The organism is Sphingomonas parva (ex Maeng et al. 2020) (assembly GCF_004564275.1).
Lineage (GTDB): Bacteria > Pseudomonadota > Alphaproteobacteria > Sphingomonadales > Sphingomonadaceae > Allosphingosinicella > Allosphingosinicella parva.
Genome location: NZ_SPDV01000010.1, coordinates 130,090 through 151,894, shown reverse-complemented (window position 1 = coordinate 151,894; position 21,805 = coordinate 130,090). Strand labels below are relative to the sequence as shown.

Sequence of the window (21,805 nt, the reverse complement as noted above, 5' to 3'; positions counted from 1 at the left end):
TCGACGAACTGGTAGAAGGTCGGCGTGAAGCCCAGCTCGAGCATCGACAGCCGGGTCGGCACCCGGATAAGGCCGGTCGTCCCGGCGCCCGGTTTCTGATCGTTGATGATCTTGGTGAGCGCGCTCTTGTCGCCGCCGGTCATTGCCTCGTCCGCGGCGATATAGGCCTCGGCTTCCGCCACCGTCATCAGCTCGAAGCCGAAGAAGATCCGGCTGTCGTCGAACGTCTGGTTGCCCTTCTCGTCGTAGATGAGGCGCAACCCGCCCATCATCTCCGCGACCTCGATCGAGCTCGCGTCCAGCTGGACCTGACCCTCCGCAATGGCCAGTGCCATCTGTCGGATCATGTCGCCCATCGGGACGTTCAGTAGTTCCTGGCCGATTGCCATGTCGGTCTCCTTCCTCAGGCGGGAGCTTGTGGGGGTTCACTCAATTTGCGCAGGATCTTGTCGAGCTGGTCGGGCACCGGCAGCGAGACGAGCCGCGCCGCGATCGAGCTCGTCCCTTCTGCGCCGACCGAGAATTTGCGGGCGTAGGAGACGTTGACGGTGGCCGCCGCCATCACCACGCCGACGTTGACCCCGACGGTGGCGCCCGCGCTGATCGCGAAGTCGGTCGTCTCCGTCATCGAGAAGCTGAGCTTCGCCTCCACCGTCGCCTCGGTGAAAGCGTAGAAGGTCGGCGTGAAGCCGAGGGTGAGCAGATTGTAGCTCTCCTCGCCGATCTCGACCTCGCTGGTCGCCATCGCCGCCGCGGTCTTGATGCTGTTCTCGTCCAGCGCGCGCTGGGCGTCGGCGACGGCGATACCGAGGCGCTCGATGATCTGCGGCAGCGGCGCCGAGATCAGCTGCTGGGTGACGGAGACGGTCTCGGTCATGGCGTCGGCGCCGGCGACGGAGTGGGCGTCGGAGTCGGACTAGGAGCCGGCGTCGGGGTCGGCTCGAGGAACTTCTTGATCTCGTCCAGGAACTCGACGGGCGCCGGGACGGCCACCAGGCGGGCGGTGATCGAGCTGTTGCCGTTGACCGATTGCTCGAACTGGCGGCTGGTGCGGTAATCTACCGCGACGCCGACGGCGAGAGTGACGTTCGGCTTGTCCTTGCTGGCGGTCGGGCCCGCCGGCGTGATCGCGGCAAGCGGCTTCGTCACCGACGCGCCGTCCGCGGCGGAGAGCTTGATGTCGTCCGAGGAGAGGGTGAGCAGGTCGATCGTGACGACGTCGTCGGCCCTCGCCAGCAGCACGACCGAGCCGCGCCGGGTGGCGCGCGCCTTGTGGGTGTCGCTGCCGTCGTTGATCGCCTTGGCGAGGTTGAAGGCGAACGCCTGGGGCGAGCCCGCCGCGAAATTGTCGGTGCCGTTGTTGACCGCGTCGGGCTTGATGTCGATCGCGGTCAGGGGATCGCCGATCTTGAGCTTGGTCGCGTCGACGGCCTGGGCGGTGAACGCCCTCACCAGGATGAAGCCGTTGCCTTCGCCGCTGCTGGTCTTGTCCGGCAGCGGCGTCGCCTGCAGCTGGCTGGTATCGCTGTCGACGATGATGAACAGGTCCGTGCTGCCGGCCAGCGTGATCTCGGCGCGGCGGAACTGCGCATTGTCGGTGTTCTGCGGCGCATCGTTCCAATGCGTTTCGCCGCCGCTGGTGACCGACTTGATCTGTGCGTCGGTGACCTTGAACGCGCGAAGCTGCTTGGCGACGGCGTTGGCGCGGTTCTGGCCCAGGTCCTTGTTGTTCTTTTCCGTATCCCGGGTGTCGGCGTAACCGGTGATGTCGACGTTGAGATTGCCGGCCTGGATCAGCCGCGCGACGAGCTCGAGCTCTTCCAGCGCCGCCTTCTTGATCACCGAGCTGCCGGTGTCGAACAATGCGATACCGAGTGCGCCTGGAGCGTCCGGCGCGTTCGAGCTGCCGCCGGGATCGCGCGAGAGCTTGGCCTTGAAGCCGCCGAGCGCGTTGATCTGCGTCACCACCTTGCGGGCGTAGAGGAGCTTGTTGGCCTCGCTCGACACCTCGGTCGACTTGTCGGCGGCGAGGACGAACGTCTCCTTCTGATTGGGCGCCGGAGTCTCGATGATGCGGATGATTCCCGAGCTGCTCGCCGCGGTCGGCAGGAACGCGACCGCACCCGGCGTCAGGATCGGGTTCTTGGCGCTGGCCGGGTCGAGCTCGGCGGCGACCGATTTGTGCGTGCTGTTGACATAGGCCCGTTCGAACTTGCCGGTCGGGCTGCGCAGCTTGACGGCGAGTGCCTCCCCTGCGGCCTCGAGGTCGGCGCCGGCGGCATCGGTCTTGGTCCCGTCGACGGTGACGCTCGCCGGCAGCTTCTTCAGCGTGACCTGCGCCTCGCGTGCCTTGGCCGAGCCGGAGGTGCCGCCGCCGAGGCCGAAATCGACCTTGGCCCCGATCCCGAACGCGCTCGCCTTGCCCACCTTCATGGTGAGCTGCATCGAGACCGAGAGATCGGCATGCTGATAATGGTAGAAGGGCGGGGAGAGGCCGAGCTGGAGCAGCGACTTGTTGTCGAGGCCCTCCCGCTTCTCGGCATATTCGCCGATCTGGGAGATCGAGTTCACGTCGAGCGCCTTCTGCGCGTCGGCGATGCTCAGGCCCAGCGCCTTGATGAAATCGGCGACGCTCGCCTCGGCGAGAATCTGGCCGGGGGTCATCGTCTCGATCGGATTGACGTCATCCGCCATGGAAAATCTCCCTGCTCGATACCGGCACATCGATGGCGCGGGTGGCGTCGACCGTGTCGGGACGCACCGCCCAATAAGCGTGTCTGCGCTGCGCCTCCGCCAGCCGGCCCGGGCTGATCTCGAAGCCGCGCTTCATCCAGTCGAGCAGCAGCGCGGACAGGGGCTGCCCTTCGGGGCCGGCGAGCTCGATCACCTGCTGGAGGGTGGCCTCGGCCTCTGCGCGCAGGCCGGCCTTGAGCTGGGCGACGCCGACCCGCTCGAGCAGGGACGCGCGGTCGCGCCTGTGGAACGGCGTGTCTCCGGCCTCGGCGGCGGCATCCGCCGCGCGACCGGCCAGATCCTGCACGTTAACATGGTCGGAGAGATGCTCCAGGCTTTCGAGCACGCATTGAAGGTAATGGCGGCCGAACAGCTGCGGCGCCTGCGCGGAGTGTGCGAGGCGCAAAGCCTCGCGATAGCGGTTCAGCGCTTCCTTGTGCCTGCCGTTGACCGCAAGCAGCTTGCCGGCCTCCGCAATCCCCATGTGCAGCCGGTGACGGTCGGGATTGGGATCGTTCATGCCGCGCGATCCGGAGCCTGGAACTGGCTGACGTCGGCGCCGGCGGCTTCAAGGCGGTGCCGCGCCAGCCGGGCGCGCGGCGCGGGGAGCGGCGGGAGGCGGAGCGGCAGCGCCGCGGCCGTGTCGATGCCGAGCAACGCCAGCGCTTCCGGCGGCCCGCTGTCGACGACCAGCACCTGTTCGGCGAAGGTGGCGAGGCGGGCGGTCACCGCGAGTCCGTGGGCGGCATAATCGAGCAGCCGCGCCTCGACTCTCTCGTGGGGAATACCGTCCTCGACGACGACCGGAAGCAATCCGGCGAGCTCCGGAAGCGCCTCGGCGGGGACGCCGGCCAGCGTCTCGAGCGCCGCCGCGGTCGGCTCGTCCACCGCCGCGATGCCGGTCAGCACCATTTCGAAGCGGAGGAACGCCTGGTTGACCAGCCGCGCCCCGGGCGTTCCGGCCAGCCGTCGCCACAGCCGGTTCGAATCCTCGTGATTGAGGTCGAGCGCGACGAGCCCGCCGTTGTCGGCCGTGCCTGATGCGCCGACCACCGCCTCGACCGCGGCCCGGGTGCCGGCGTCGAGCCCGCCGGCGAACAGCGCGTAACGCGAGGTCGCCGGATCGGCGGTGGCGAGCCGCAGCGCGCCGGGCGGCAGGCGCCGCGCGAACGCCTCTACCGTCGCTGCGCTGACATTGCCCATGATCACGCCGGGCGGCGTCATCAGGAGTTCGAGCGCCTCTTCCTGCGGGAGGCCGAGGAACTCGGCGATCACGGCAGTGGCGGCATCCGCCAAGGCCGGATCGTCGATCTCGGCGGCAAGATCGAGCGCCGGGCCGGCGTCCAGCGCGCCGCCGCCGGGTACGATGTCGAGCGTCAGGCCGAGCTCGGCGAGGGAGGCGACCAGCCGACGGGCGGTGCCAGGCTCCAAGCCGGCGAGCAGCCGTGCAGGCGCGCGGTAGATTGCGGCGACCACCGCCTCGATCGGAACGCCGAAGAGCTCGGCCATCACGGATGCGGCGCGCGGCTTCGCACGGCCAACGTCGCGGATCACGATGTCGACGACGCCGGTCGACGTGCCCTCCGTGGCGGGACCGAGAGCCGGGGGGTGCCCGGGCAGGTCGCTTGTGCTGCGCGCATCCGCTGGGTTTCCAGGCCCTTCAGCCGATGCGATACTCAATTCTACCTGATCCATGCGACTAATTACCCCGCGCGCCGACAATAGCTCGTTGTTCCGGCGCATCCTTCAAAGGACGTCCGGGAATGTCATAGACGATGACATTCATCTATTGTCTGAAACTCGACAGGTCCCCGCCTGTGACTTCCCCAGCCGCATCAATTCGGCGCTGGACGAGCCACGTAGCTAGCCCATGATTATCATGAGGTCTGGAATGACCATAAGGCAGATTGGTCCAGAGTGGCGCCGCCTCGGTCCAACTTCACTCTGGCAAAGCAAATAGCTTCGCGGAATCAGACCTTTCGAACCGGCTGGCGAAGCAGCGTCCTCAGCTTCGAAGCGTGCGTCCGGCGGGGATCGCTGAGGTAGATCTCGTGGTGAGGGCCGGCGAAGCCGTAGCCCCCTTCAGGCATGATCTCGTCGTGCAGCCGCGCGAGCAATGGTCCTTCGTCGTCGTAGCTGCCGATGTGCAGCGCCTGCAGTGAAAGCCCCTCGTGCAGAGTCTTCAGCCGGAGCGTGGCGGAGACCTTGCCCAGCTTCGCCTCGCTCGCCGCCCTGGCGCGATCGAAATCCGCCTCTTCGACATGGTCGGGGACCATGATCATCATCGTCCAGTCCCATTCGTCCTTGCGGCGGGCCGTGAAGCTGGCCGGGTCCGTTGCCGACCAGAGACCCTCGAGAGGCGGCACGACGAAGTCGCGACGGCGTGCCTTGCAGGCGAACTTGATCGCAAAAGCGGTGGCGAACAGGCTCTGGACGGCAAGCGGATAGTCCGGGGTGCCGTTCGGATCACCATGACCGTCGGCCATCAGGTAGCGGACAGGCGGGACGTCGAGCGCCACGAAACGGCCGACCGGCGCCGTGAACAGCGGCTTGCGGGCCTTCTTGAGGTCGATCTTCTCCATCGCCGCCACCCCTTTCCCGCGGCGCCCGGCGGCACCGCTCCTGCTGCGGGCGCAGGGACATTGCCCATCCGCCGGAGCGGGGGCAAGCGAGGCGTTCAGGCGCCCGCCGCCGGCTCCGCGGCGCAGTCACCCTCGGCCAGCACCTTGACGTGCGGATAGGGCATCACGAGCTTGCCGTCCGGTGCCGCCGTGAAGGTCACCTGGGTTGGATAGGCGAACTCGACGCCCATCTCGGCGAAGCGGCGCATCATAGCGATCATGATCGCCTCGCGTACCGCCATGAACACGGCCATGTCGGCCGCGTCGACGTGGAAGATGAACTCGAAATCGATCGACGAGGCGCCGAACTGGAAGGCGTGGGCGCGGTCGAAGGCGGCCAGCGGCTGGCGCTCGACGATCGCCTTCAGCTCGCTCCCGATCTGCGCGATCGTGTCGGGCGGCGTCTGGTAGGTGATGCCGAACACCATGACGGCACGCCGCCGTTCGAGCTTGGCCCAGTTCTGCAGCTGCGTCTTGAGCAGCTCGGTATTGGAGACGACGATCTGCTCGCCGTTGAGCGCGCGGATCCGGGTGCTCTTGAGGCCGATCTTCTCGACGGTTCCCGTGAAGGTCGCGAAGGTGATCGTGTCGCCGCGCCGGAACGGGCGGTCGAAGATGATCGACAAGGCCGCGAACAGATCGCTGAAGATTCCCTGCGCGGCGAGGCCGATGGCGATGCCGCCGATGCCGAGGCCGGCGACCAGGCCGGTGACGTTGACGCCGAGATTGTCCAGGATGACGATGATGGCGATCGCGAACAGCGCGACCGTTACCAGCAGCCGCACGATCCCCATCGCGGAGGAGAGGGTGGAATGCTCGTCGTCCACGCCGGCGCGATGCTGGACGTAGCCGAGGATGAGCTCGCGGCCCCAGATCGCCGCCTGGATCGCCGCGGCGATGACGAACAGGAAGTGGATCGCGCCGAGGATCGCCGGCGGAGTCTCGGCGTGTTCGGCGACCAGCTCGAACGCCGAGAGGACGATGAAATAGCCTTTGGTTTGCACCACCACCCTGGCGAAGATCACCGGCCAATGCGCCTCGCCTTCGCGGGTCGTCATGCGCCGCACCAGCCGTGCGCCGAGCGCGCGCACGCCGAACAGGGCAAGCGCGATGAGCAGCCCGACCGTTCCGGCGATCAGAATGTCTACGGCGTTGTTCGAGATCCAGCTGCTCGCCTCGTTGGCAAGGTTGCCGGTGGTCTGGCTGAGGTTCTGCGCGGCTTCGCTGACGCCGTTGCTCTGGTTGCTCATGGGGGCGGCTTTAGCGGGAAGATCGGGCAGGGTCCAAGCGCGCGATGCGCGTCAGGCGGCCTCGGCTTCCGTCTTCCTCCGTGTCTCGGCCGCGACCTCGGCCTCGGCGGCGGCCTTGCTCTTGCCCTTGGCGCGCGACCGGCGCTGCACCTTCGCGTCCACCTTGACCTGCTCCTTGGGCAAAGCGTCGAGAAACTCGATCAGCCCGCGCTCGGCGGCCGACAGGTGGCGGGTGGCACGGGGCAGCTTCGTCTCGCCGATCGCCCCGGCATCCTTCGCCGCCTCGATCAGCGCCGGATGGACGTAGGACTTGCGGCTGATCGCGGGTGTGTTGCCGAGCGCCTCGGCGACCGGCTCGATCACGCTCTTGAGCTTGACCGTGCCGTGCTTCTCGATCCGCTTCAGCATCTCCTCGAACGCGATCACGCTGGCGCCCCAGGTGCGAAAGTCCTTGGCGGTGAAATCGTCGCCCATCGCCTCCTTGATATAGGCGTTGACGTCGCTCGAGGTGACCGGACAGACCGCGCCGTCCTCACCGAGATATTCGAACAGATTCTGCCCGGGCAGGTCCTGCGTCCGCTTGGCGATCCGGCTGAGGTTGCGATCGGCAATCGTCACCGTCCGCTTGATGCCATGCTTGCCCGTGTAGGTGATCTTCAGCCGCCCCCGCTCCACCCGGGCATGGCGGTTGCGCAGGGTCGTCGCGCCGAAGCTCTTGTTCTCCTTGGCATATTCCTCGTTGCCCACGCGCATCCGAGTTTCGTCGATCAGCCGCACGACGGCGGCGAGGACGGTCTCCCGCGCCGTGGGTTTGCCGGCGAGATCGGCCTCGACCCGCTTGCGCAGCTTGGGCAGCGCGCGACCGAAATGGGCGAGCCGTTCATATTTGCGGCTCTCCTGCTGCTCGCGGAAGGCGGGGTGATAGCGATATTGCTTGCGGCCGCGCGCGTCCCAGCCGACCGCCTGGATGTGCCCTTCGGGATTAGGGCAGAACCAGCAGCGCTCATAGGCCGGCGGCATGCCGACCGCGTTTAGCCGGTCGATCTCGTCGCGGTCGGTGATGCGGCTGCCGTCCGGCGCGAAGTACATCCAGTAGCGCCCCTGCCGCTTGCGCGTGATGCCGGGGCTGCTGTCGTCGACGTATCGGATCATCCCGCCCTAAGCGCCCCGCCGCGGGCTTCGTTCCGCCGGCGCGCGTGCGACGAGCCCCGGAAAGGCGCCCTCACACCGTCGCGGGCTGGTCGAGCGTGGTCGGACGCCCCCAGCCGCGCGCCTTCGCTCCGGCGCGTTCCGCCTGCTCGCGCCGGGCGACGACCAGGGCGAAGCCGGTCTGCACGCCGAGCATCAGCAGCACGAACGGAATGAGGGCGATGGCCGAGAACAGGGCGCCGACCAGATAGATGATCTGGAAGTGCTGGAGGGCCGTGGCGAGCGAACCGATCCACGCCTTGTCGCCTGCCGCTTTCGCATAGCGGCGGCGGATCCTCTCCATCTTCAGCAAGGCGGACGCATGGATGATCAGGAACAGGAGCAGGCCGGGATAGCCTTGCTCCCCCAGCATCTCGAAATAGGCGCTGTGCCAGGCGCGACCCTCGTCGACCAGCTTCATCTGGACGACGCGCTCGACCCCGCCCTCGTGGACGACCTGGGTCGTCTCCACCTCGAGCCGGTTGATGTGATAGGCCGCGAAACCGCCGCCGGTCGGATGCTCGCGGGCGAAGTCGATCGTCCATTTCCACACCGCGAGGCGCGAGCCGGCCGAGCTGTCGGAAGCATAGCCTTGGATGAGGCCCATCCGCTCCTGGAAGCTCTGCGGCAGCAGCGGCACCGACAGCATGCCGGCGAAGGCGACGAGGCCGAGGTAGACGAACCGGCGTTTGACGTCGCGCAGCATCAGCACGGCGAGCGCGGCGATGCAGACGAGGCCGGTGCGCGCCTCGGTGCCGATCGGGATCAGCAGGCAGGCGAAGATCAGGGCCCAGCAGAAGTATTTCATCATCAGACCGGGGCCGCGCGCGGTGCGCGTCGGCGGGATGCCGGCGGCGGTTTTCACCGCGGCCGGCGCCGGCGGGAAGATCGTGCCGTGCCGGGTGAACCAGACGATGATCGGCACCAAGGCGATCGCGAAGGTGGAAATGATGCTTCCTTCGTAGAGCCCGGTATTGTTGTCGACCATCAGGTTCAGCCGCCCGTAGCCGCCGCCGCCGGCGAGCGTCTTGATGCCGGCCGAGATGATGATCACGCCGGCCGAGAGGACCAGGAAGAGGAGGGCCGCCTCGATGCGCAGACGGGTGCGGACCACGAAGGGGAGGAAGGCGGCGAACAGCAAGGCCTTCCATACCCAGTCCCATTTGTGGAGCGCCGCCTCGGCGGGTCCCACCGCGTTCTGCGTGGTCCACCAGGCGTAGACGACGAGCAGCCCCGCCAGGGCCTGGAACAGGGTGATGCGAGTGCCCTTCTTGCCGTCGAGGAGCAGCCAGCCGCCGATCGCGAGGGCGGCGACGATCATCGACAGCGGCAGGCTGTTCAGCAGGTAATAAGAGATGCGCTGGGGCGAGACCGTGTCTACGTAGATGTAGGCGAGCGTGAACAGGAACGGCCGTCGCGCGCCGAGCGTCAGCAGACCGAGCAGGAAGAGGACGATGGCGACGTCACGCACGGTCGGCGTTCGCCTTTCCGCGCAGCTTCGCCCAGGCGGCGGCCGGGCCACGTGTCGTCTCCGCCGGCGCGCCGTCGTCGTCGAGATCGCGGCGGAAGAGGATCCGCCAGGCGCCGAGCAGCATCAGCCCGTGGGTCAGCGCCAGGACGAAATTGTCGATCACTCTCTCTGCCCTCGGCTGTCTGTCCCATGGCGGTGTAGAGGCGCGCGGTTGACGGCCCGTTAAGCCTGGCCGGCCGGACGCCAAATCTTAAGCTTCGCGCGCTAGGAGCCACGCCATGGGTGCCCTCTTCGTCGTCAGGACCAGCGACCCCGGATTCGCGGCTTCGGCGCTCGCCGGCGCCCGCGACCAGTTCGCGCGCCATGGCCTTGCTGCACCGGCCGAGCGTGCGGTGCCCGGCTGGCGCGTGCTCCACGCGCCTCACGTCCTCGGCGGACCCGAGACCTTCCTCGAGCAGGGCGAGGATTTCGTTGCGGTGGCCGGCACGCTGACCTGCGACGGGAGGATCGGGCGCCCGGCGCTCGCGGCGCTGCTCTCCATGGATCTTTCCCACGGGCCGGACTGGGCGCGGCTGGGCGGTCAGTTCGCCGCGCTCGTCCATCGTCGCGGACGAACCTTCCTGTTCACCGACTATTTCGCCGCCTTCCAGCTCTTCCGCGATGACGACGCGCGGCTCTTCTCGACTTCCTTCCTCGCCGCCGCGGGCGCGCTGCCGACCCTCAGCTTCGATGCCCAGGCGGTGTACGAAATGGCCTTCAACGTCGTGCCGATCGGCGACGACACCGTCTTCAACGAGCTGAAGCTGCTCGGCCCGGAGGCGATGGTCGAGCTCGGCCGCGACGCGGCGCATGTTCATCCCCTCGCCAAGCCGCTGCCGGACGCGCCGGTCGAAACGGCGGAGAGCGGCCGGATCGAGGCGCATCGCGATCGGCTGTCCGCGGTGGTGCAGGCCCATAGCGAGCCGTTCGGCGATCGGATCTGCTGCCCGCTGTCGGGCGGGCTCGATTCCCGCCTCGTCCTGGCCGCGCTGCGCGCGGCCGGCCGCAAACCCAACGTCTATGTCTACGGCCGCCCCGGCAGCGAGGATGTCGACATCGCCCTGAGGATCGGAGCGTCCCAGGGCTTCGAGGTCGAGTGGGTCGACAAGGGCGCGTTCCGCCGACTCCTACCCGACGCCTTTCCCGAGCAGGTGGAGCGCAACTTCCAGGACTATGACGGCCTGCCCGTCTATGGCGAGATCTTCGAAAGCGGCGCCAACGCCGCGGCGCGGGACGCGCGGCACCCCGGCGGCGCGCTCTCCGCCTCCGGAGGTTGCGGCGAGATCTATCGCAATTTCTTCTATCTGCCCGACCGGCCGGCGCCAGCGGCAGCGATAGCCCGCACCTTCTTCGCCCGTTACGACCGCCGCGACCTGACCGAAGCGTTCGGCGAAGCCGGCTTCCTCCGGGCTGTGGAGGACAAGATCCTCGCGGCGCTCGGCCGGCCCGGCGATCGAGGCGCGCTGCCGCGTCCGCTGATCGAGCAGATCTACCCGCGCGTACGCTGCCGCTCCTTTTTCGGCCGCGAGATCAGCCTGGAAGGGCGGCATGGGCCCTATCTGATGCCCTTCCTCGACCATCGTGTCGTCGCCGAGGCCATGACCCTGCCGATGCGAATGAAGCATGCCGGCCGGTTCGAGGCGAAGCTGCTCGCCGCGATCGATCCCGATCTGGCGCGGCTGCCCTCCGCCTACGGCCACCATTTCGCCGAGCCGCCCGGCGCGCGCCATCTCTTCTCCGAATGGTCGAGCCGTATCCGCCCGGCCTGGCTGCGCCAGAAGAGCTACGCCCTCCAGCGCCGCCTCCGCCGTGCGGCGCCGCAGCGCAGCGGTTACCTCGCCGACGACTTCCTCGGCCGCGTCATCGATCTCGATTTCCCGGCGATGCGCCGCTTCTTCCGCATCGGGAACGTCGCCGACGACGGCATGCTGATGCGTATCGCCAACCTGGAATATCTGGCGGCGCGGCTCGGCTCCAGGGTGCGGGGCTAGCGCCCCTCGACGCCGCTCACGCCGCGGCCGAGCCGGTTGTTGCGCACCACCAGCCGGTCCCCGGCCCAATCGCCGACGAAGGCCGTCTCGTAGGTCACTCCAGGGGCGAGCGAGACGTCATTGTCCTCGATCACCAGGCCGTCCGAGGAATGCGCCTTTCCTTCCGCGGCAACGGCGATCATCGTGCTGTAATTCTCCTTGCCGCGGCCGTTCACGAAGGTGTTGCGGGCGATGCGCCCGGTCGCGCCGCCGGAAAGGTCGATCATGTAGTTGGTCGCGCTTCCCTGGCTGTCGTCGAAGCTGTTGCCGATCACCTCGATCTGCGGTGCGCGGCTCTTCAGATAATGGCCGCCGGTGCCGCGCTCGAAGCGCGAGTTGGTCACCTTCAGAGCACCATATTCGCCGATATAGAGGGCGTGCGCGCCGGTGCCGTCGGGATGCTTGCCAAGACCGCTGAACGTCGCATGGTCGATGGTGATGCGGCTCCCGCCGTCATTGGCCGAGAGGATGCCGCACTGGCCGTTCGAGAAGACGGTCCAGGCGACGCTGAGATTGCCCTGCTCGATGCGGATGCCGGCGCCGTTGCCGTCCGGCACCCTGGCGTTGGTGAATACCAGGCCCTCGACATGGGCTTCGCGACCGCGCAGCACGAGCGCCGCCTTGCCTTCGCACATCGTGCCGTCGAACACCGCCTTGCCGCGCTCGTCGGCAACATAGGCGATCCGCCCCGCCTCCTGCACCGCGCATTCGCGGTAGCGGCCCGGCGCGATGTAGATCGTGCCGTCGCCGTCGCCGATCGCCGCGACCGCCTCCTGGAGGCTGCCGAAGCGCTGTCCGGTCTCGTAGATGCTGAACGGCGCCGCGCCCTGGGCGAGGACGGGCGCGGCGTTGAGGACCGCGAAAGCGGCACCGGCGGCGATCAGGGGACGGGCAGGGACGGGCATCGTGTCGGCCTCCGCAAGGATGTTCGCGCGAAGCCTAGAGGGGGGCGGTTGACGGGCCGTTAAGCCTTGGATGGCAGAGAGGCGGGATGCGCATCCTCCACGTGCTCGACCATAGCCTGCCCCTGCAGAGCGGCTACACGTTCCGGACTCGCGCGATCGTCACCGCCCAGCAGGCGCTCGGGCTCGAAGTCGCGTGCCTCACCGGCGCGCGCCACAGCCGCGGCGGCCCCGATCCCGAGACGATCGACGGCATCACCTTCTATCGCACGCCCTTGCCGGCACCGGCCCCGTCACCCCTGCGCGAGTGGCGGGAGATTCGCGCCCTGTCGAAGCGACTCGATGCGCTCGTCACGGCCTGGCAACCGGATCAGCTCCATGTCCATTCGCCGGTGCTCGGCGCGCTGGCCGCCTTGCCGGTCGCGCGGCGGCGGCGCGTGCCGATGCTGTACGAGATCCGCGCCTTCTGGGAGGATGCCGCGGTCGGCAACGGCACCGGACGCGAGGGCACGCTTCGCTACCGCGCCACCCGCGCGCTGGAGACGCTGGCGGCGCGGCGCGCCGACGCAGTGGCGGTGATCTGCGACGGGCTCCGCCGGGATCTCATCGCACGCGGCATCACGCCGCAGAAGATCATCGTCTCGCCCAACGGCGTCGATCTCGGCCTGTTCGGGCGTCCGGTGGCGAGCGATCCCGATCTCGCCCGCAGTCTCGGAATCGAGGGCGGCGACGTGATCGGCTTCATCGGCTCCTTCTACGATTACGAGGGCCTGGACGACCTGATCGCGGCGATGCCGATGCTGCTCCGCGTCCGGCCCAGGGCCCACCTGCTGCTCGTCGGCGGCGGCCCGATGGAGGCCGCGCTCAAGGCGCAGGCCGAGGCGTCGCCGGCCCGCGACCGGATCCATTTCGCCGGCCGCGTGCCTCACGATCGGGTCGAACATTATTACGGGCTGATCGACGTCCTCGCCTATCCGCGCAAGCGGATGCGGCTGACCGAGCTGGTGACCCCGCTCAAGCCGCTCGAGGCGATGGCCCAGCTCAAGATGGTCGCCGCTTCGGACGTCGGCGGTCACCGCGAGCTGATCGAGGACGGCGTTACCGGCACGCTCTTCCCCGCCGGAGATCCTGCCGCGCTTGCCGAGGCGCTCGCCGGGCTGTTTGCGAACCGCCAGGGCTGGGACGTCCGACGCAGGGCGGCGCGGGAATTCGTCGAGCGCGATCGTAACTGGTCCTCAAATATTTCCAGATACATGCCCACCTACCAGAGGCTCACAGGCAAGGCGCTCTAATGGCTCGTCCTACTTCGCGAATCGGTCTGTTCGACCTCGGAATCTCCGCCTTTGCCGCACTTGCCGTCGGTTTCGCCGCCGCCGCCATGCCGGAGTGGCGGCTGTTCTCGCTGCTTCAGATGACCGGCCTGCCGGACATCCTCGCCGCGGCCAATCCGCCGCTCGGCCTCAAGGCCCGGTTCGGAGTCGCCGCCCTTCTCTCGGCCGGCGCGTTCGCCGGCGTCTTCCTGCTGATGCGGCTGCTCGACCGGCTTCCGGCGCGGCGCACGGCCGAGGATTTCGACGAGCAAGCGCAGGCGGTGAACCTGCCGATCAGGCTTCGGCGCGCCGATGCGCATCCCGACAATCCCGCGCGCCGGCCGCTGATCGCCGGGCGGGAGCTCGGCGAGCCGTTCGACGAGCTGCTGCTCGATAGCCCGGCCGAGGCCGTGCCCGGGCCGGAGACCACGCCGCGCGGACCCTTGCCGTCCTTCCTGGTGCCCGACGACGAGCCGCTGATTCCGGCGAGCGGCGCCGACGAGCCGCTCGTCCCCGCCGAGCGGGAGGCGGAAACGGTCGAGTTCGTCGAGCTCGCGCCGCCGCTTGCCCCGTCGGTGGACCGCGCTCCGCCGCCGGCGTTCCGGCCGGTCGCCTATCCCGCTCCCGAGCCCGTCGTCCCCGAGGTTCCTCCGCGCGAGGCGGTGATCGTCGCGCCGGTCGAGACGCAGCAGACCGCCGAAAGGCCGGCTGCTCCGGCGCCCCGCGAGGCACCTGCGGCCTCTGCCGACGAGAGCATCTCGGACCTGATGGCGCGGCTCGAAAGCGGGCTGCGCCGTCGTGAGCGGCCCGGCGCGGGACCCCAGACCGCCCCTGCCGCGGACGACACTGTCGCCGACCGTCTGCGCAGCGCAATGACCGATCTCCAGAGGCTTGCCTCGCGCGGGTGAGGGCGCTCCGGCGGCGCCGTCAGCGGCGCCGTTCGTGCCGCCAGAACAGGAACGCGAGCAGCGCCCCGGCGGCTGCGCCGACCAGAAATCCGATGCTCGGCTGGCGCACGATGATGCCCGCAACCGTTCCGGCGATGATGCTGATCGCGAGGATCGAGCCCCCCGCCTGCGTATACCGGCCGTTTCCCATGCGGGCCTAATGACAGGCGTGGATCGGGAGTTCCAGCCTCCTCTTCGCGCCTGTCTTGCGTCAAGCCAGCGGCGTTCGCGGTAGCCGCGTCAGCACTTCCTCAACTCTCGTCCTGTAGGCGGGCTGCAACAAACGAAGGCTTCCGGGGGGAAGATTGAATCACCAGGTTTTTTTTGCCCATCGTGCGACCTTTGCAGAGGCGGACGATCTCATCGCGCGCTTCGGCGCCGAGGCTGCCGGCGAGGCCAAGCTTCGCGCCAGCCGAAGCCGCGATCTCGGCAACGTCATCCTCTTCTGCCACTGGCGTGAGATCGAGCGCCTGATCGGCACGATCGGCCGAGAGAGCACGGACGGCCCCCTTCAGTAGATTCCCGGTGGCGGCGGCCGTCCGCCCCGGCTAAATTCGCGGCATGTTTCGCTTTTCCGCGGGGTGGGGTGCGGCGGCTGCTCTGGCTGCCGGATGCCTCCCGCTGTGCCCTGCTCCCGCGGCCGCGCAGGACGCGCCCGAGCCGGCGCCGCCGCCCGCACCGGATCCGTTCGCCGAGATCGATGCGCCGCTCGATCCTTCCGCGCCGCTCGACCCGATGCCGGACATCGGGGTCGATTGGCCGGAGATGGAGGGGCAGGACTCGGCGATTCCGGAGGCACCGCAGGCGGGTGTCGCCGACGCCGCCTCGGAACGTCTTTACGCCATCGATCTCGCGGGGCTCGAAACCGAGCTGGAGCAGGCGCTGAGGCCGCGCTTCGACGCGCTGTCGACGCTGGCCCAGAACCGGGACGATCCCGCCAATGCGGCGCAGATCGATCGGCGCGCGCGCGAGGATGCGGACCTGCTGGCCGAGCTGCTGCGCAGCCGCGGCTATTATGACGCGCTGGTTCAGCCCCGGGTGGAGGCACCGGTGTCGGCGGGCGGGCCGGTGCGCGTGACGCTGGAGGCCGAGCCCGGCCCCCTCTACCGCTTCGCCGACGTCCGACTCCCCGGTCTCGACGAGGCCGGCGCTGACGCGGCCGCGCTTCGCGACGCGTTCGGCGTGCGCGCCCAGGATCCGGTCGATGCCGGCAAGGTGACCGAAGGCGAGGCGGCGCTACGGACCGAGCTCGGCCGGCGCGGCTACGCCTTCGCCGATGTCGGCGAACTCGACGTCGCGGTCGATCACGAGGCGCGCACGGCGGTGCTGACGCTGCCGGTCGAGCCGAACGGGGCGCGCGCTTTCGGACGGATCATCGTCGAGGGCCGGCCGCTGTTTAGCGCAGGCCACATCCAGACCATCGCCCGCTTCGATCCGGGACAGGGCTATACCGCGGCGATGGTGGAGGACCTCCGCCGCGCGCTGATCGCGACCGGCCTCGTCTCGTCGGTGGCAATCCGGCCGGTGGAGAGCGCGGACCGCAAGACCGTCGACCTGGCCGTCGCGCTCGAGCCCGCACCGATGCGCACGATCGCCGGCGAGGCCGGCTACGGGACGGGCGAAGGCATCAGGGTCGAGGCGAGCTGGCAGCATCGCAATCTGATCCCGCCCGAAGGCGCGGTCACCTTCCGGGGCGTCGCCGGAACGCGCGAGCAGCTCGTCGGCGCGGTTCTTCGCCGCAACAATTTCCTGCGGCGCGACCAGGTCCTGACCGCGCAGATCGCGGCCAGCCACGTCGATCGGCCCGGCTTCGAGGCGCGCAGCTTCTTCCTGGCCGGTGCTCTCGAACGCCAGACCAACATCATCTGGCAGAAGAAGTGGACCTGGTCGGTCGGCGGCGAGCTGATCGCCTCGGATGAGCGCGACGTGCGCCTCGACACCGGGACGACGCGCAGCCGCACCTTCTTCATCGGTGCCCTGCCGGCCACCCTGTCCTATGACGGCTCGAACGACCTGCTCGATCCGACCGAGGGCTTCCGCCTCTCCGGCCGCTTCTCGCCGGAAGCGTCGTTCCAGGGCAGCCCGTTCGGCTATTCGCGCGCGCAGATCGACGCGACCTTCTACCAGCCGGTTACCGACACCGTGACCATTGCGGGCCGCACCCGCCTCGGCACGATCTTCGGCGCCAGCCGCGACCGAATCGCGCCGTCCCGGCGCTTCTACGCCGGCGGCGGCGGCTCGGTCCGGGGCTATGGCTTCCAGCGGCTCGGTCCGCGCGATCCGGTGTTCGACGATCCGATCGGCGGGCGCAGCCTCGCCGAATTCTCGATCGAGGCGCGCGTCCGCTGGGGCGATTGGGGCTTCGTCCCTTTCCTCGACGCCGGCAACATCTATACCTCGCCGCTGCCGGAGATCGACGATCTGCGCTTCGGCGCCGGCCTCGGCCTGCGCTACCATACGCGTTTCGGGCCGATCCGCGTCGACGTGGGGACGCCGCTCGACCGCCGCTCCGGTGACGACCGCATCGCCGTCTACGTCTCGCTCGGCCAGGCCTTTTGATGGACGAAGTCGTCCCGCCGACCGACGTGGCGCCGCCGGAAGCTGACCCGCCCGTCGCCGACAGGGCGAGACCCCGCCGCCGCCGCTGGCTGTCGCGCCTCGCGAAGATCATCGTCGGACTCCTGCTCGCGCTGCTGGTGCTCGCCGCCGGGGCGGCGATCCTGCTCGATACCGGCGCCGGCCACCGCTTCCTCGCCGATCGCATCGCCGCGCTCGCGCCGAACTCCGGTCTGCGGATCCACATCGGGCGGATCGAAGGATCGATCTGGAACGACACGAAGCTGCGCGACGTACGCCTTTATGATCCCGATGGACTGTTCGCGGAATCACCGCTGATCGAGGTCGACTGGCAGCCGCTCGGCTGGATCACCAACCGGCTGATCATCCACGATCTCCAGGCGGATCTCGCCACGCTCCACCGGCTGCCGAAACTGCGGCCATCGAAAGAGCCGAAGCCTGTCCTGCCGGGCTTCGACATCCACGTCGGCCGGCTCGAGATCGCCCAGATGCGTCTCGGCAAGGCGATCGCGGGGGAGGCGCGCACTGCCCGCCTGTCCGGCGAGGCGGACATCCGCGCCGGACGCGCCCTGGTCCGGCTCGACGGCGTGGTCCGGGGCGGCGGCGACCGTCTCGTCCTGCTGCTGGACGCGGAGCCTGATCGCAACCGCTTCGATCTCGATCTTCGGCTGGCGGCGCCGGAGAAAGGGGTCGTCGGAGCCCTGCTCGGCACCCAGCGTCCGATCGGGCTGATCGTCGAGGGCGACGGCAGCTGGCGGGCCTGGCGCGGCACTGCGCGCCTCGATCTTTCCGGCCGCCGCACGGCCGAGCTCGCGCTCCGCGCCGACGAAGGGCGCTACGGCCTTTCCGGCTGGGCGGCGCCCGCGCCGTTCTGGACGGGCAAGAAGGCGCGGTTGACGACGCCGCGGGTCGACGTCGCCGGCCAGGCCACCTTCGCCAATCGCCGCCTGGACGGACGCGTGTCGCTGCGGTCGCCGGCGTTGAAGGTCGAGGCGGCCGGAGCGCTCGATCTCGGCCGGAACCGATTCGAAACGGTCCGGATCGGGGCCGATCTGCTCCGTCCGCGCGCCATGTTCCCGAACATGAGCGGGCAAAGGGTGCGGCTGACGGCCCTGCTGAACGGCGCTTTCGACCGGTTCAACTTCGCCTATCGGGTGACCTCCCCCCGGGTCGCCTTCAACAGCACCGGCTTCGAGGACGTTCGGCTGGAAGGGCGCGGCCGCTGGTCCAGGGCGCCGGTCAGCGTGCCTGCCATCCTGGTCGCGCGGCGCGTCACCGGCGTCGGCGACGTGGCCGGCGGCATCCTCGCCAACCTTCGCGTCCAAGGCGTGCTCAAGGTCACGGCGAAGCAGCTGAGAGGCGAGGGGCTCGCCTTCACCTCCGACAAGTTGAAGGGCAAGCTCAGCCTGCTCGTCGATCTCGTCACCGGCCGCTACGACGTGGTGCTCTCGGGCGGCGTCACTCGCTATTTCATTCCCGGGCTGGGCCTGGTCGACGTGACGAGCGAGCTGAAGGTCGTCCCCAATCCGGCCGGGCGCGGAACGCTGGTGACCGGCAAGGGCCGCGCCTGGGTCCGGCGCTTCGACAACCGCTTCCTCGCCGGTCTTGCGGGCGGGCTGCCGCAGCTCGAAGCGGATCTCGTTCGCGGCAACGACATGGTCCTCCACTTCCGCAACCTGCGGCTGACAGCGCCGGCGATCCGCATCGTTGGCAACGGCTATCGTCGGCGCGACGGCACCTTCTTCTTCGAGGGCAACGGGCGGCAGGCCACCTACGGCCCGTTCGCCATGTCGCTCGATGGCCGGATCGACCGGCCGCGGCTCGCAATTCGCCTCGCCAGCCCCAATGCGGCGCTCGGTCTCGCCAGTGTGCTCCTCCAGCTGGATCCGACGGCGGAGGGCTATTCCTATCGGGCCGTCGGCGGCTCGCATCTCGGACCATTCACATCGGCCGGCGCGATCCTGCTGCCGCGCAACGCGCCGGCGCTGATCAGGATCGCATCGCTCGATGTCTCGAACAGCCGCGCCTCGGGCATGCTGCGGTCCGATCCGGGCGGCTTCACCGGCCAGTTGGACGTCGCAGGCGGCGGGCTCGCCGGCCGGCTGGTCTTCACGCCCTGGAACGGCATGCAGCGCATCGCCGCCGACATCCGCGCCGACAACGCCCGCTTTGCCGGCCCGCCGCCGATCGCAATTCGCAGCGGCCGGCTTCAGGGCGTGGCGATCCTCGATCCGGCGGGAACCTCGCTCGAAGGCAGCCTGACCGCACGCGGCGTCAGCCGCGGCGCCGTGTCGATCGCCAACGTCTCCGCCACCGGCAGCATGCGCGGCGGGGTGGGGCAGGTGAAGACGCAGATCTCGGGGACCCGCGGCCGCAATTTCAGCTTCGCGGCCACCGCGGATTTCGCCCCGGGACAGATCAGGCTGAGCGGCCGCGGCTCGGTCGATCGCCGCGACCTCGAGCTGACCCGTCCGGCGCTGCTCACCCGCGAAGGCGACGGCTGGCGGCTGCACGACGCCTCGCTACGCTTCGCCGGAGGCAGCGCTTCCGTCGCCGGCTTGTGGGGAAGCGCGGGCACCGAGCTTCGCGCGCGCATGGAGGCGATGCCGCTTTCGGTGCTCGACATCGGCTGGCCGGAGCTGGGCCTCGGCGGCAGCGCGTCCGGCACCCTCAACTATCGCTTCCCCGCGGACGGCGGCCAGCCGAGCGGCGATGCGAATCTTCGCGTGCGCGGCCTCACGCGCTCGGGTCTCGTCCTCTCGTCGCGACCGGTCGACATCGGCGTCGCCGCGCGTCTGCAGGACGGCAACGCCGGCATTCGCGCCATCGCCGTCAGCGAGGGCCGGACGATCGGCCGCGCCCAGGCCCGGCTTTCGCCGATCGGGACCCACGGCGACATCACGGCACGCCTCGCCGCCGCCCCGATGGCGGCGCAGCTGCGCTACAATGGCCCCGCCGACACCTTGTGGCGCCTGACCGGTGTCGAGCTGCTCGACGTCAGCGGACCGGTGGCGGTCGGCGCCGATGCCGGCGGCACGCTCTCCAGCCCGCAGATCCGCGGTTCGCTTCGCACCGAAGGGGCACGGGTCGAGAGCGCCGTCACCGGCATGGTGATCGAAAAACTGAGCGCCGCCGGCCGCTTCGGCGGATCGCGCCTGGTGCTCGACAGCTTCAAGGGCGCAACCAAGCGGGGCGGAACGGTCAGCGGACGGGCCGTGTTCGACCTTGCCGGTCCGAAGGGCTTCGGCATGGACATCGCCCTCGACGCCGAGGCCGCGCAGCTGCTCGATCGCGACGATATCCGCGCCCAGGTGACCGGCCCGATCGCGATCCGCTCGGACGGGGAGGACGGCAGCATCTCCGGCAAGGTCCGGCTGGTGAGCGGCAGCTTCCGCCTGGGCAGCGTCACCGCCGCGGCGCAACTGCCCAGGCTTCCGGTGCGGGAGGTCAACCGACCGGCCGACGAGCGCCCGGTGGCGCGGCGGCTCACGCCCTGGCGGCTGGACCTCGACGTCGACGCGCCGAATCGTCTGAGCGTGACCGGGCTCGGCATCAACAGCGAGTGGAGCGCCGATCTTGAGGTAGCCGGCACCGTCACCGAGCCGCGGATCAGCGGCCATGCCGATCTCGTGCGGGGCACGTACGATTTCGCCGGCCGGCGCTTCGATCTGGCGCGGGGCCAGATCCGCTTCCTCGGCGAGAGCCCGGTTAATCCCGTGCTCGACATCACCGCCGAAGGCGGCGTGCAGGGACTGAACGCCGTCATCCGCGTCACCGGGCGTGGACAGAGGCCGGAGATCAGCTTCACCAGCACGCCGGCCTTGCCGCAGGACGAGCTGCTCAGCCGCCTGCTGTTCGGAACCTCGATCACCAACCTCTCGGCCCCAGAGGCGCTTCAGCTCGCCGCCGCAGTCGCCTCGCTGAACAGCAGCGGCGGCAATCTCGATCCGATCAACGCCGTCCGCGCCGCGACCGGGCTCGACCGGCTGCGGATCGTGCCGGCGGACATCACCACCGGCCAGGGAACGGCGATCGCCGCCGGCAAATACCTCGGCCGCAGGGTCTATGTGGAGGTGGTGACCGATGCGCGCGGCTATTCGGCGACGCTGGTGGAATATCAGATCACCCGCTGGCTCTCCTTGCTGTCCAGCATTTCGACGATCGGCCGCGAGAGCGTCAACGTTCGCATATCGAAGGATTATTGAGCGGCGCTCCGGCGCGCTCAGCACTTCATTAACGGCTCGCCGCTAGACTCGCTTCGCACGCACGAGGTGGTTCATGGCATCTGGCATTGCGGGGGACAGGACAAGGGAAGCGGAGCGCCTGCGGGTGAATGCCGAGGCGCGGCTGCGGCCCAACGACTGGAGCAGCGTCGAGATGACCATGCTCGATCTCTCTACCAATGGATTTCGCGCGTCCTGCGAAGCGCGGGTACAGCCGGGCAGCGCCGTGTCGCTGGACATTCCCGGCCTCGGTTCGGTCGATGCGCAGGTCGAATGGCAACGGGGCCGCAACTTTGGCGCCCGCTTCTTCGTGCCGATCGACCTCTCGCTCTGCTCCTGGACTCTGCACGAGCGCAGCCACGCCCTCGCGGAGCTTCTCGTCGAACGCGCGCAGGCGAAGCAGGCCGGCCGCGATCATGCCGAGCAGCAGCTGCGCCGCCGGATCCTGAATGCTCTTCCGATGCAGAAGGATGACGCCGCCTGAACGCCTGGTGCGGGGCCAGTGCACGCGCGT

The 21,805-nt window shown here is 69.2% G+C and carries 19 protein-coding genes; 7 read left to right on the top strand and 12 right to left on the bottom strand.

The features are described from left to right. From E2493_RS07265 to E2493_RS21145, 10 genes are all read right to left on the bottom strand, one after another. On the bottom strand, window positions 1-389 hold a 389-nt coding region (locus E2493_RS07265; protein WP_225421201.1), incomplete at its 3' end, for a hypothetical protein. Window positions 390-403: 14 nt separating this feature from the next. Then, window positions 404-877, bottom strand: a complete 474-nt coding sequence (locus E2493_RS07260) for a hypothetical protein (RefSeq protein WP_135085207.1) — start codon at window positions 875-877, stop codon at window positions 404-406. Beyond that, window positions 874-2,694, bottom strand: a complete 1,821-nt coding sequence (locus E2493_RS07255) for an OmpA family protein (RefSeq protein WP_167737436.1) — start codon at window positions 2,692-2,694, stop codon at window positions 874-876. Before E2493_RS07255 ends, E2493_RS07260 begins: the two co-directional genes overlap by 4 nt. Continuing rightward, complete coding sequence (locus tag E2493_RS07250; protein WP_135085203.1) at window positions 2,684-3,253, bottom strand: peptidylprolyl isomerase; 570 nt, start codon at window positions 3,251-3,253, stop codon at window positions 2,684-2,686. Before E2493_RS07250 ends, E2493_RS07255 begins: the two co-directional genes overlap by 11 nt. Beyond that, window positions 3,250-4,287 (bottom strand): hypothetical protein, encoded by a 1,038-nt coding sequence (locus E2493_RS07245; protein WP_225421200.1) that lies wholly within the window; start codon window positions 4,285-4,287, stop codon window positions 3,250-3,252. The genes E2493_RS07250 and E2493_RS07245 overlap by 4 nt, the downstream gene beginning before the upstream one ends. Before the next feature lie 416 nt (window positions 4,288-4,703). Next, on the bottom strand, window positions 4,704-5,315 hold the full coding sequence (locus E2493_RS07240) for a GyrI-like domain-containing protein (protein ID WP_135085199.1): 612 nt from the start codon (window positions 5,313-5,315) through the stop codon (window positions 4,704-4,706). A 95-nt stretch (window positions 5,316-5,410) separates the two neighbouring features. Next, a complete protein-coding gene (locus E2493_RS07235) occupies window positions 5,411-6,604 on the bottom strand; it encodes a mechanosensitive ion channel family protein (RefSeq protein ID WP_135085197.1) in 1,194 nt (397 codons plus the stop codon). A 51-nt stretch (window positions 6,605-6,655) separates the two neighbouring features. Beyond that, window positions 6,656-7,756 carry a DNA topoisomerase IB gene (locus E2493_RS07230; RefSeq protein ID WP_135085195.1) on the bottom strand — a complete coding sequence of 367 codons (1,101 nt, stop codon included), beginning with the start codon at window positions 7,754-7,756 and terminating at the stop codon, window positions 6,656-6,658. A 70-nt stretch (window positions 7,757-7,826) separates the two neighbouring features. Further along, a complete protein-coding gene (locus E2493_RS07225; protein ID WP_135085193.1) occupies window positions 7,827-9,263 on the bottom strand; it encodes a DUF5935 domain-containing protein in 1,437 nt (478 codons plus the stop codon). Then, window positions 9,256-9,426, bottom strand: a complete 171-nt coding sequence (locus E2493_RS21145; protein WP_167737426.1) for a hypothetical protein — start codon at window positions 9,424-9,426, stop codon at window positions 9,256-9,258. The genes E2493_RS07225 and E2493_RS21145 overlap by 8 nt, the downstream gene beginning before the upstream one ends. A 115-nt stretch (window positions 9,427-9,541) precedes the next feature. Here E2493_RS21145 and E2493_RS07220 point away from each other — a divergent pair, with 115 nt between their 5' ends. Then, window positions 9,542-11,293 (top strand): asparagine synthetase B family protein, encoded by a 1,752-nt coding sequence (locus E2493_RS07220; RefSeq protein WP_135085191.1) that lies wholly within the window; start codon window positions 9,542-9,544, stop codon window positions 11,291-11,293. Here the strand turns inward: E2493_RS07220 and E2493_RS07215 are convergent. After that, window positions 11,290-12,237 (bottom strand): right-handed parallel beta-helix repeat-containing protein, encoded by a 948-nt coding sequence (locus tag E2493_RS07215; RefSeq protein WP_135085189.1) that lies wholly within the window; start codon window positions 12,235-12,237, stop codon window positions 11,290-11,292. The genes E2493_RS07220 and E2493_RS07215 overlap by 4 nt on opposite strands. An 86-nt stretch (window positions 12,238-12,323) precedes the next feature. On the opposite strand from E2493_RS07215, the gene E2493_RS07210 reads away from it, so the two are divergent. Together E2493_RS07210 and E2493_RS07205 are read left to right on the top strand one after the other, a co-directional pair. Continuing rightward, a complete protein-coding gene (locus E2493_RS07210; protein WP_135085187.1) occupies window positions 12,324-13,526 on the top strand; it encodes a TIGR04063 family PEP-CTERM/XrtA system glycosyltransferase in 1,203 nt (400 codons plus the stop codon). After that, complete coding sequence (locus E2493_RS07205) at window positions 13,526-14,452, top strand: hypothetical protein (RefSeq protein WP_135085185.1); 927 nt, start codon at window positions 13,526-13,528, stop codon at window positions 14,450-14,452. The genes E2493_RS07210 and E2493_RS07205 overlap by 1 nt, the downstream gene beginning before the upstream one ends. 19 nt (window positions 14,453-14,471) lie before the next feature. On the opposite strand, the gene E2493_RS21140 is transcribed toward E2493_RS07205, so the two are convergent. Continuing rightward, window positions 14,472-14,642, bottom strand: a complete 171-nt coding sequence (locus tag E2493_RS21140) for a hypothetical protein (RefSeq protein WP_167737435.1) — start codon at window positions 14,640-14,642, stop codon at window positions 14,472-14,474. Window positions 14,643-14,796: 154 nt separating this feature from the next. Here E2493_RS21140 and E2493_RS07200 point away from each other — a divergent pair, with 154 nt between their 5' ends. From E2493_RS07200 to E2493_RS07185, 4 genes are all read left to right on the top strand, one after another. Then, window positions 14,797-15,009, top strand: coding sequence for a hypothetical protein (locus E2493_RS07200; protein WP_135085183.1), 213 nt, complete (start codon window positions 14,797-14,799; stop codon window positions 15,007-15,009). Between the two features lie 43 nt (window positions 15,010-15,052). Further along, the gene (locus E2493_RS07195) at window positions 15,053-17,050 is read left to right on the top strand and encodes an autotransporter assembly complex protein TamA (protein ID WP_135085181.1); all 1,998 of its coding nucleotides are present in this window, start codon (window positions 15,053-15,055) and stop codon (window positions 17,048-17,050) included. Next, window positions 17,050-21,273, top strand: coding sequence for a translocation/assembly module TamB domain-containing protein (locus E2493_RS07190; RefSeq protein ID WP_135085179.1), 4,224 nt, complete (start codon window positions 17,050-17,052; stop codon window positions 21,271-21,273). The genes E2493_RS07195 and E2493_RS07190 overlap by 1 nt, the downstream gene beginning before the upstream one ends. 73 nt (window positions 21,274-21,346) lie before the next feature. Further along, window positions 21,347-21,775 (top strand): PilZ domain-containing protein, encoded by a 429-nt coding sequence (locus tag E2493_RS07185; RefSeq protein ID WP_135085177.1) that lies wholly within the window; start codon window positions 21,347-21,349, stop codon window positions 21,773-21,775. Window positions 21,776-21,805 lie beyond the last annotated feature (30 nt).

Bases quoted from the DNA above. Each gene is read 5' to 3' on its own strand.
- E2493_RS07260 (WP_135085207.1), bottom strand. From the start codon at position 877: ATGACCGAGACCGTCTCCGTCACCCAGCAGCTGATCTCGGCGCCGCTG.
- E2493_RS07255 (WP_167737436.1), bottom strand. From the start codon at position 2,694: ATGGCGGATGACGTCAATCCGATCGAGACGATGACCCCCGGCCAGATT.
- E2493_RS07250 (WP_135085203.1), bottom strand. From the start codon at position 3,253: ATGAACGATCCCAATCCCGACCGTCACCGGCTGCACATGGGGATTGCG.
- E2493_RS07240 (WP_135085199.1), bottom strand. From the start codon at position 5,315: ATGGAGAAGATCGACCTCAAGAAGGCCCGCAAGCCGCTGTTCACGGCG.
- E2493_RS07235 (WP_135085197.1), bottom strand. From the start codon at position 6,604: ATGAGCAACCAGAGCAACGGCGTCAGCGAAGCCGCGCAGAACCTCAGC.
- E2493_RS07230 (WP_135085195.1), bottom strand. From the start codon at position 7,756: ATGATCCGATACGTCGACGACAGCAGCCCCGGCATCACGCGCAAGCGG.
- E2493_RS07220 (WP_135085191.1), top strand. From the start codon at position 9,542: ATGGGTGCCCTCTTCGTCGTCAGGACCAGCGACCCCGGATTCGCGGCT.
- E2493_RS07215 (WP_135085189.1), bottom strand. From the start codon at position 12,237: ATGCCCGTCCCTGCCCGTCCCCTGATCGCCGCCGGTGCCGCTTTCGCG.
- E2493_RS07210 (WP_135085187.1), top strand. From the start codon at position 12,324: ATGCGCATCCTCCACGTGCTCGACCATAGCCTGCCCCTGCAGAGCGGC.
- E2493_RS07205 (WP_135085185.1), top strand. From the start codon at position 13,526: ATGGCTCGTCCTACTTCGCGAATCGGTCTGTTCGACCTCGGAATCTCC.
- E2493_RS21140 (WP_167737435.1), bottom strand. From the start codon at position 14,642: ATGGGAAACGGCCGGTATACGCAGGCGGGGGGCTCGATCCTCGCGATC.
- E2493_RS07195 (WP_135085181.1), top strand. From the start codon at position 15,053: ATGTTTCGCTTTTCCGCGGGGTGGGGTGCGGCGGCTGCTCTGGCTGCC.
- E2493_RS07190 (WP_135085179.1), top strand. From the start codon at position 17,050: ATGGACGAAGTCGTCCCGCCGACCGACGTGGCGCCGCCGGAAGCTGAC.
- E2493_RS07185 (WP_135085177.1), top strand. From the start codon at position 21,347: ATGGCATCTGGCATTGCGGGGGACAGGACAAGGGAAGCGGAGCGCCTG.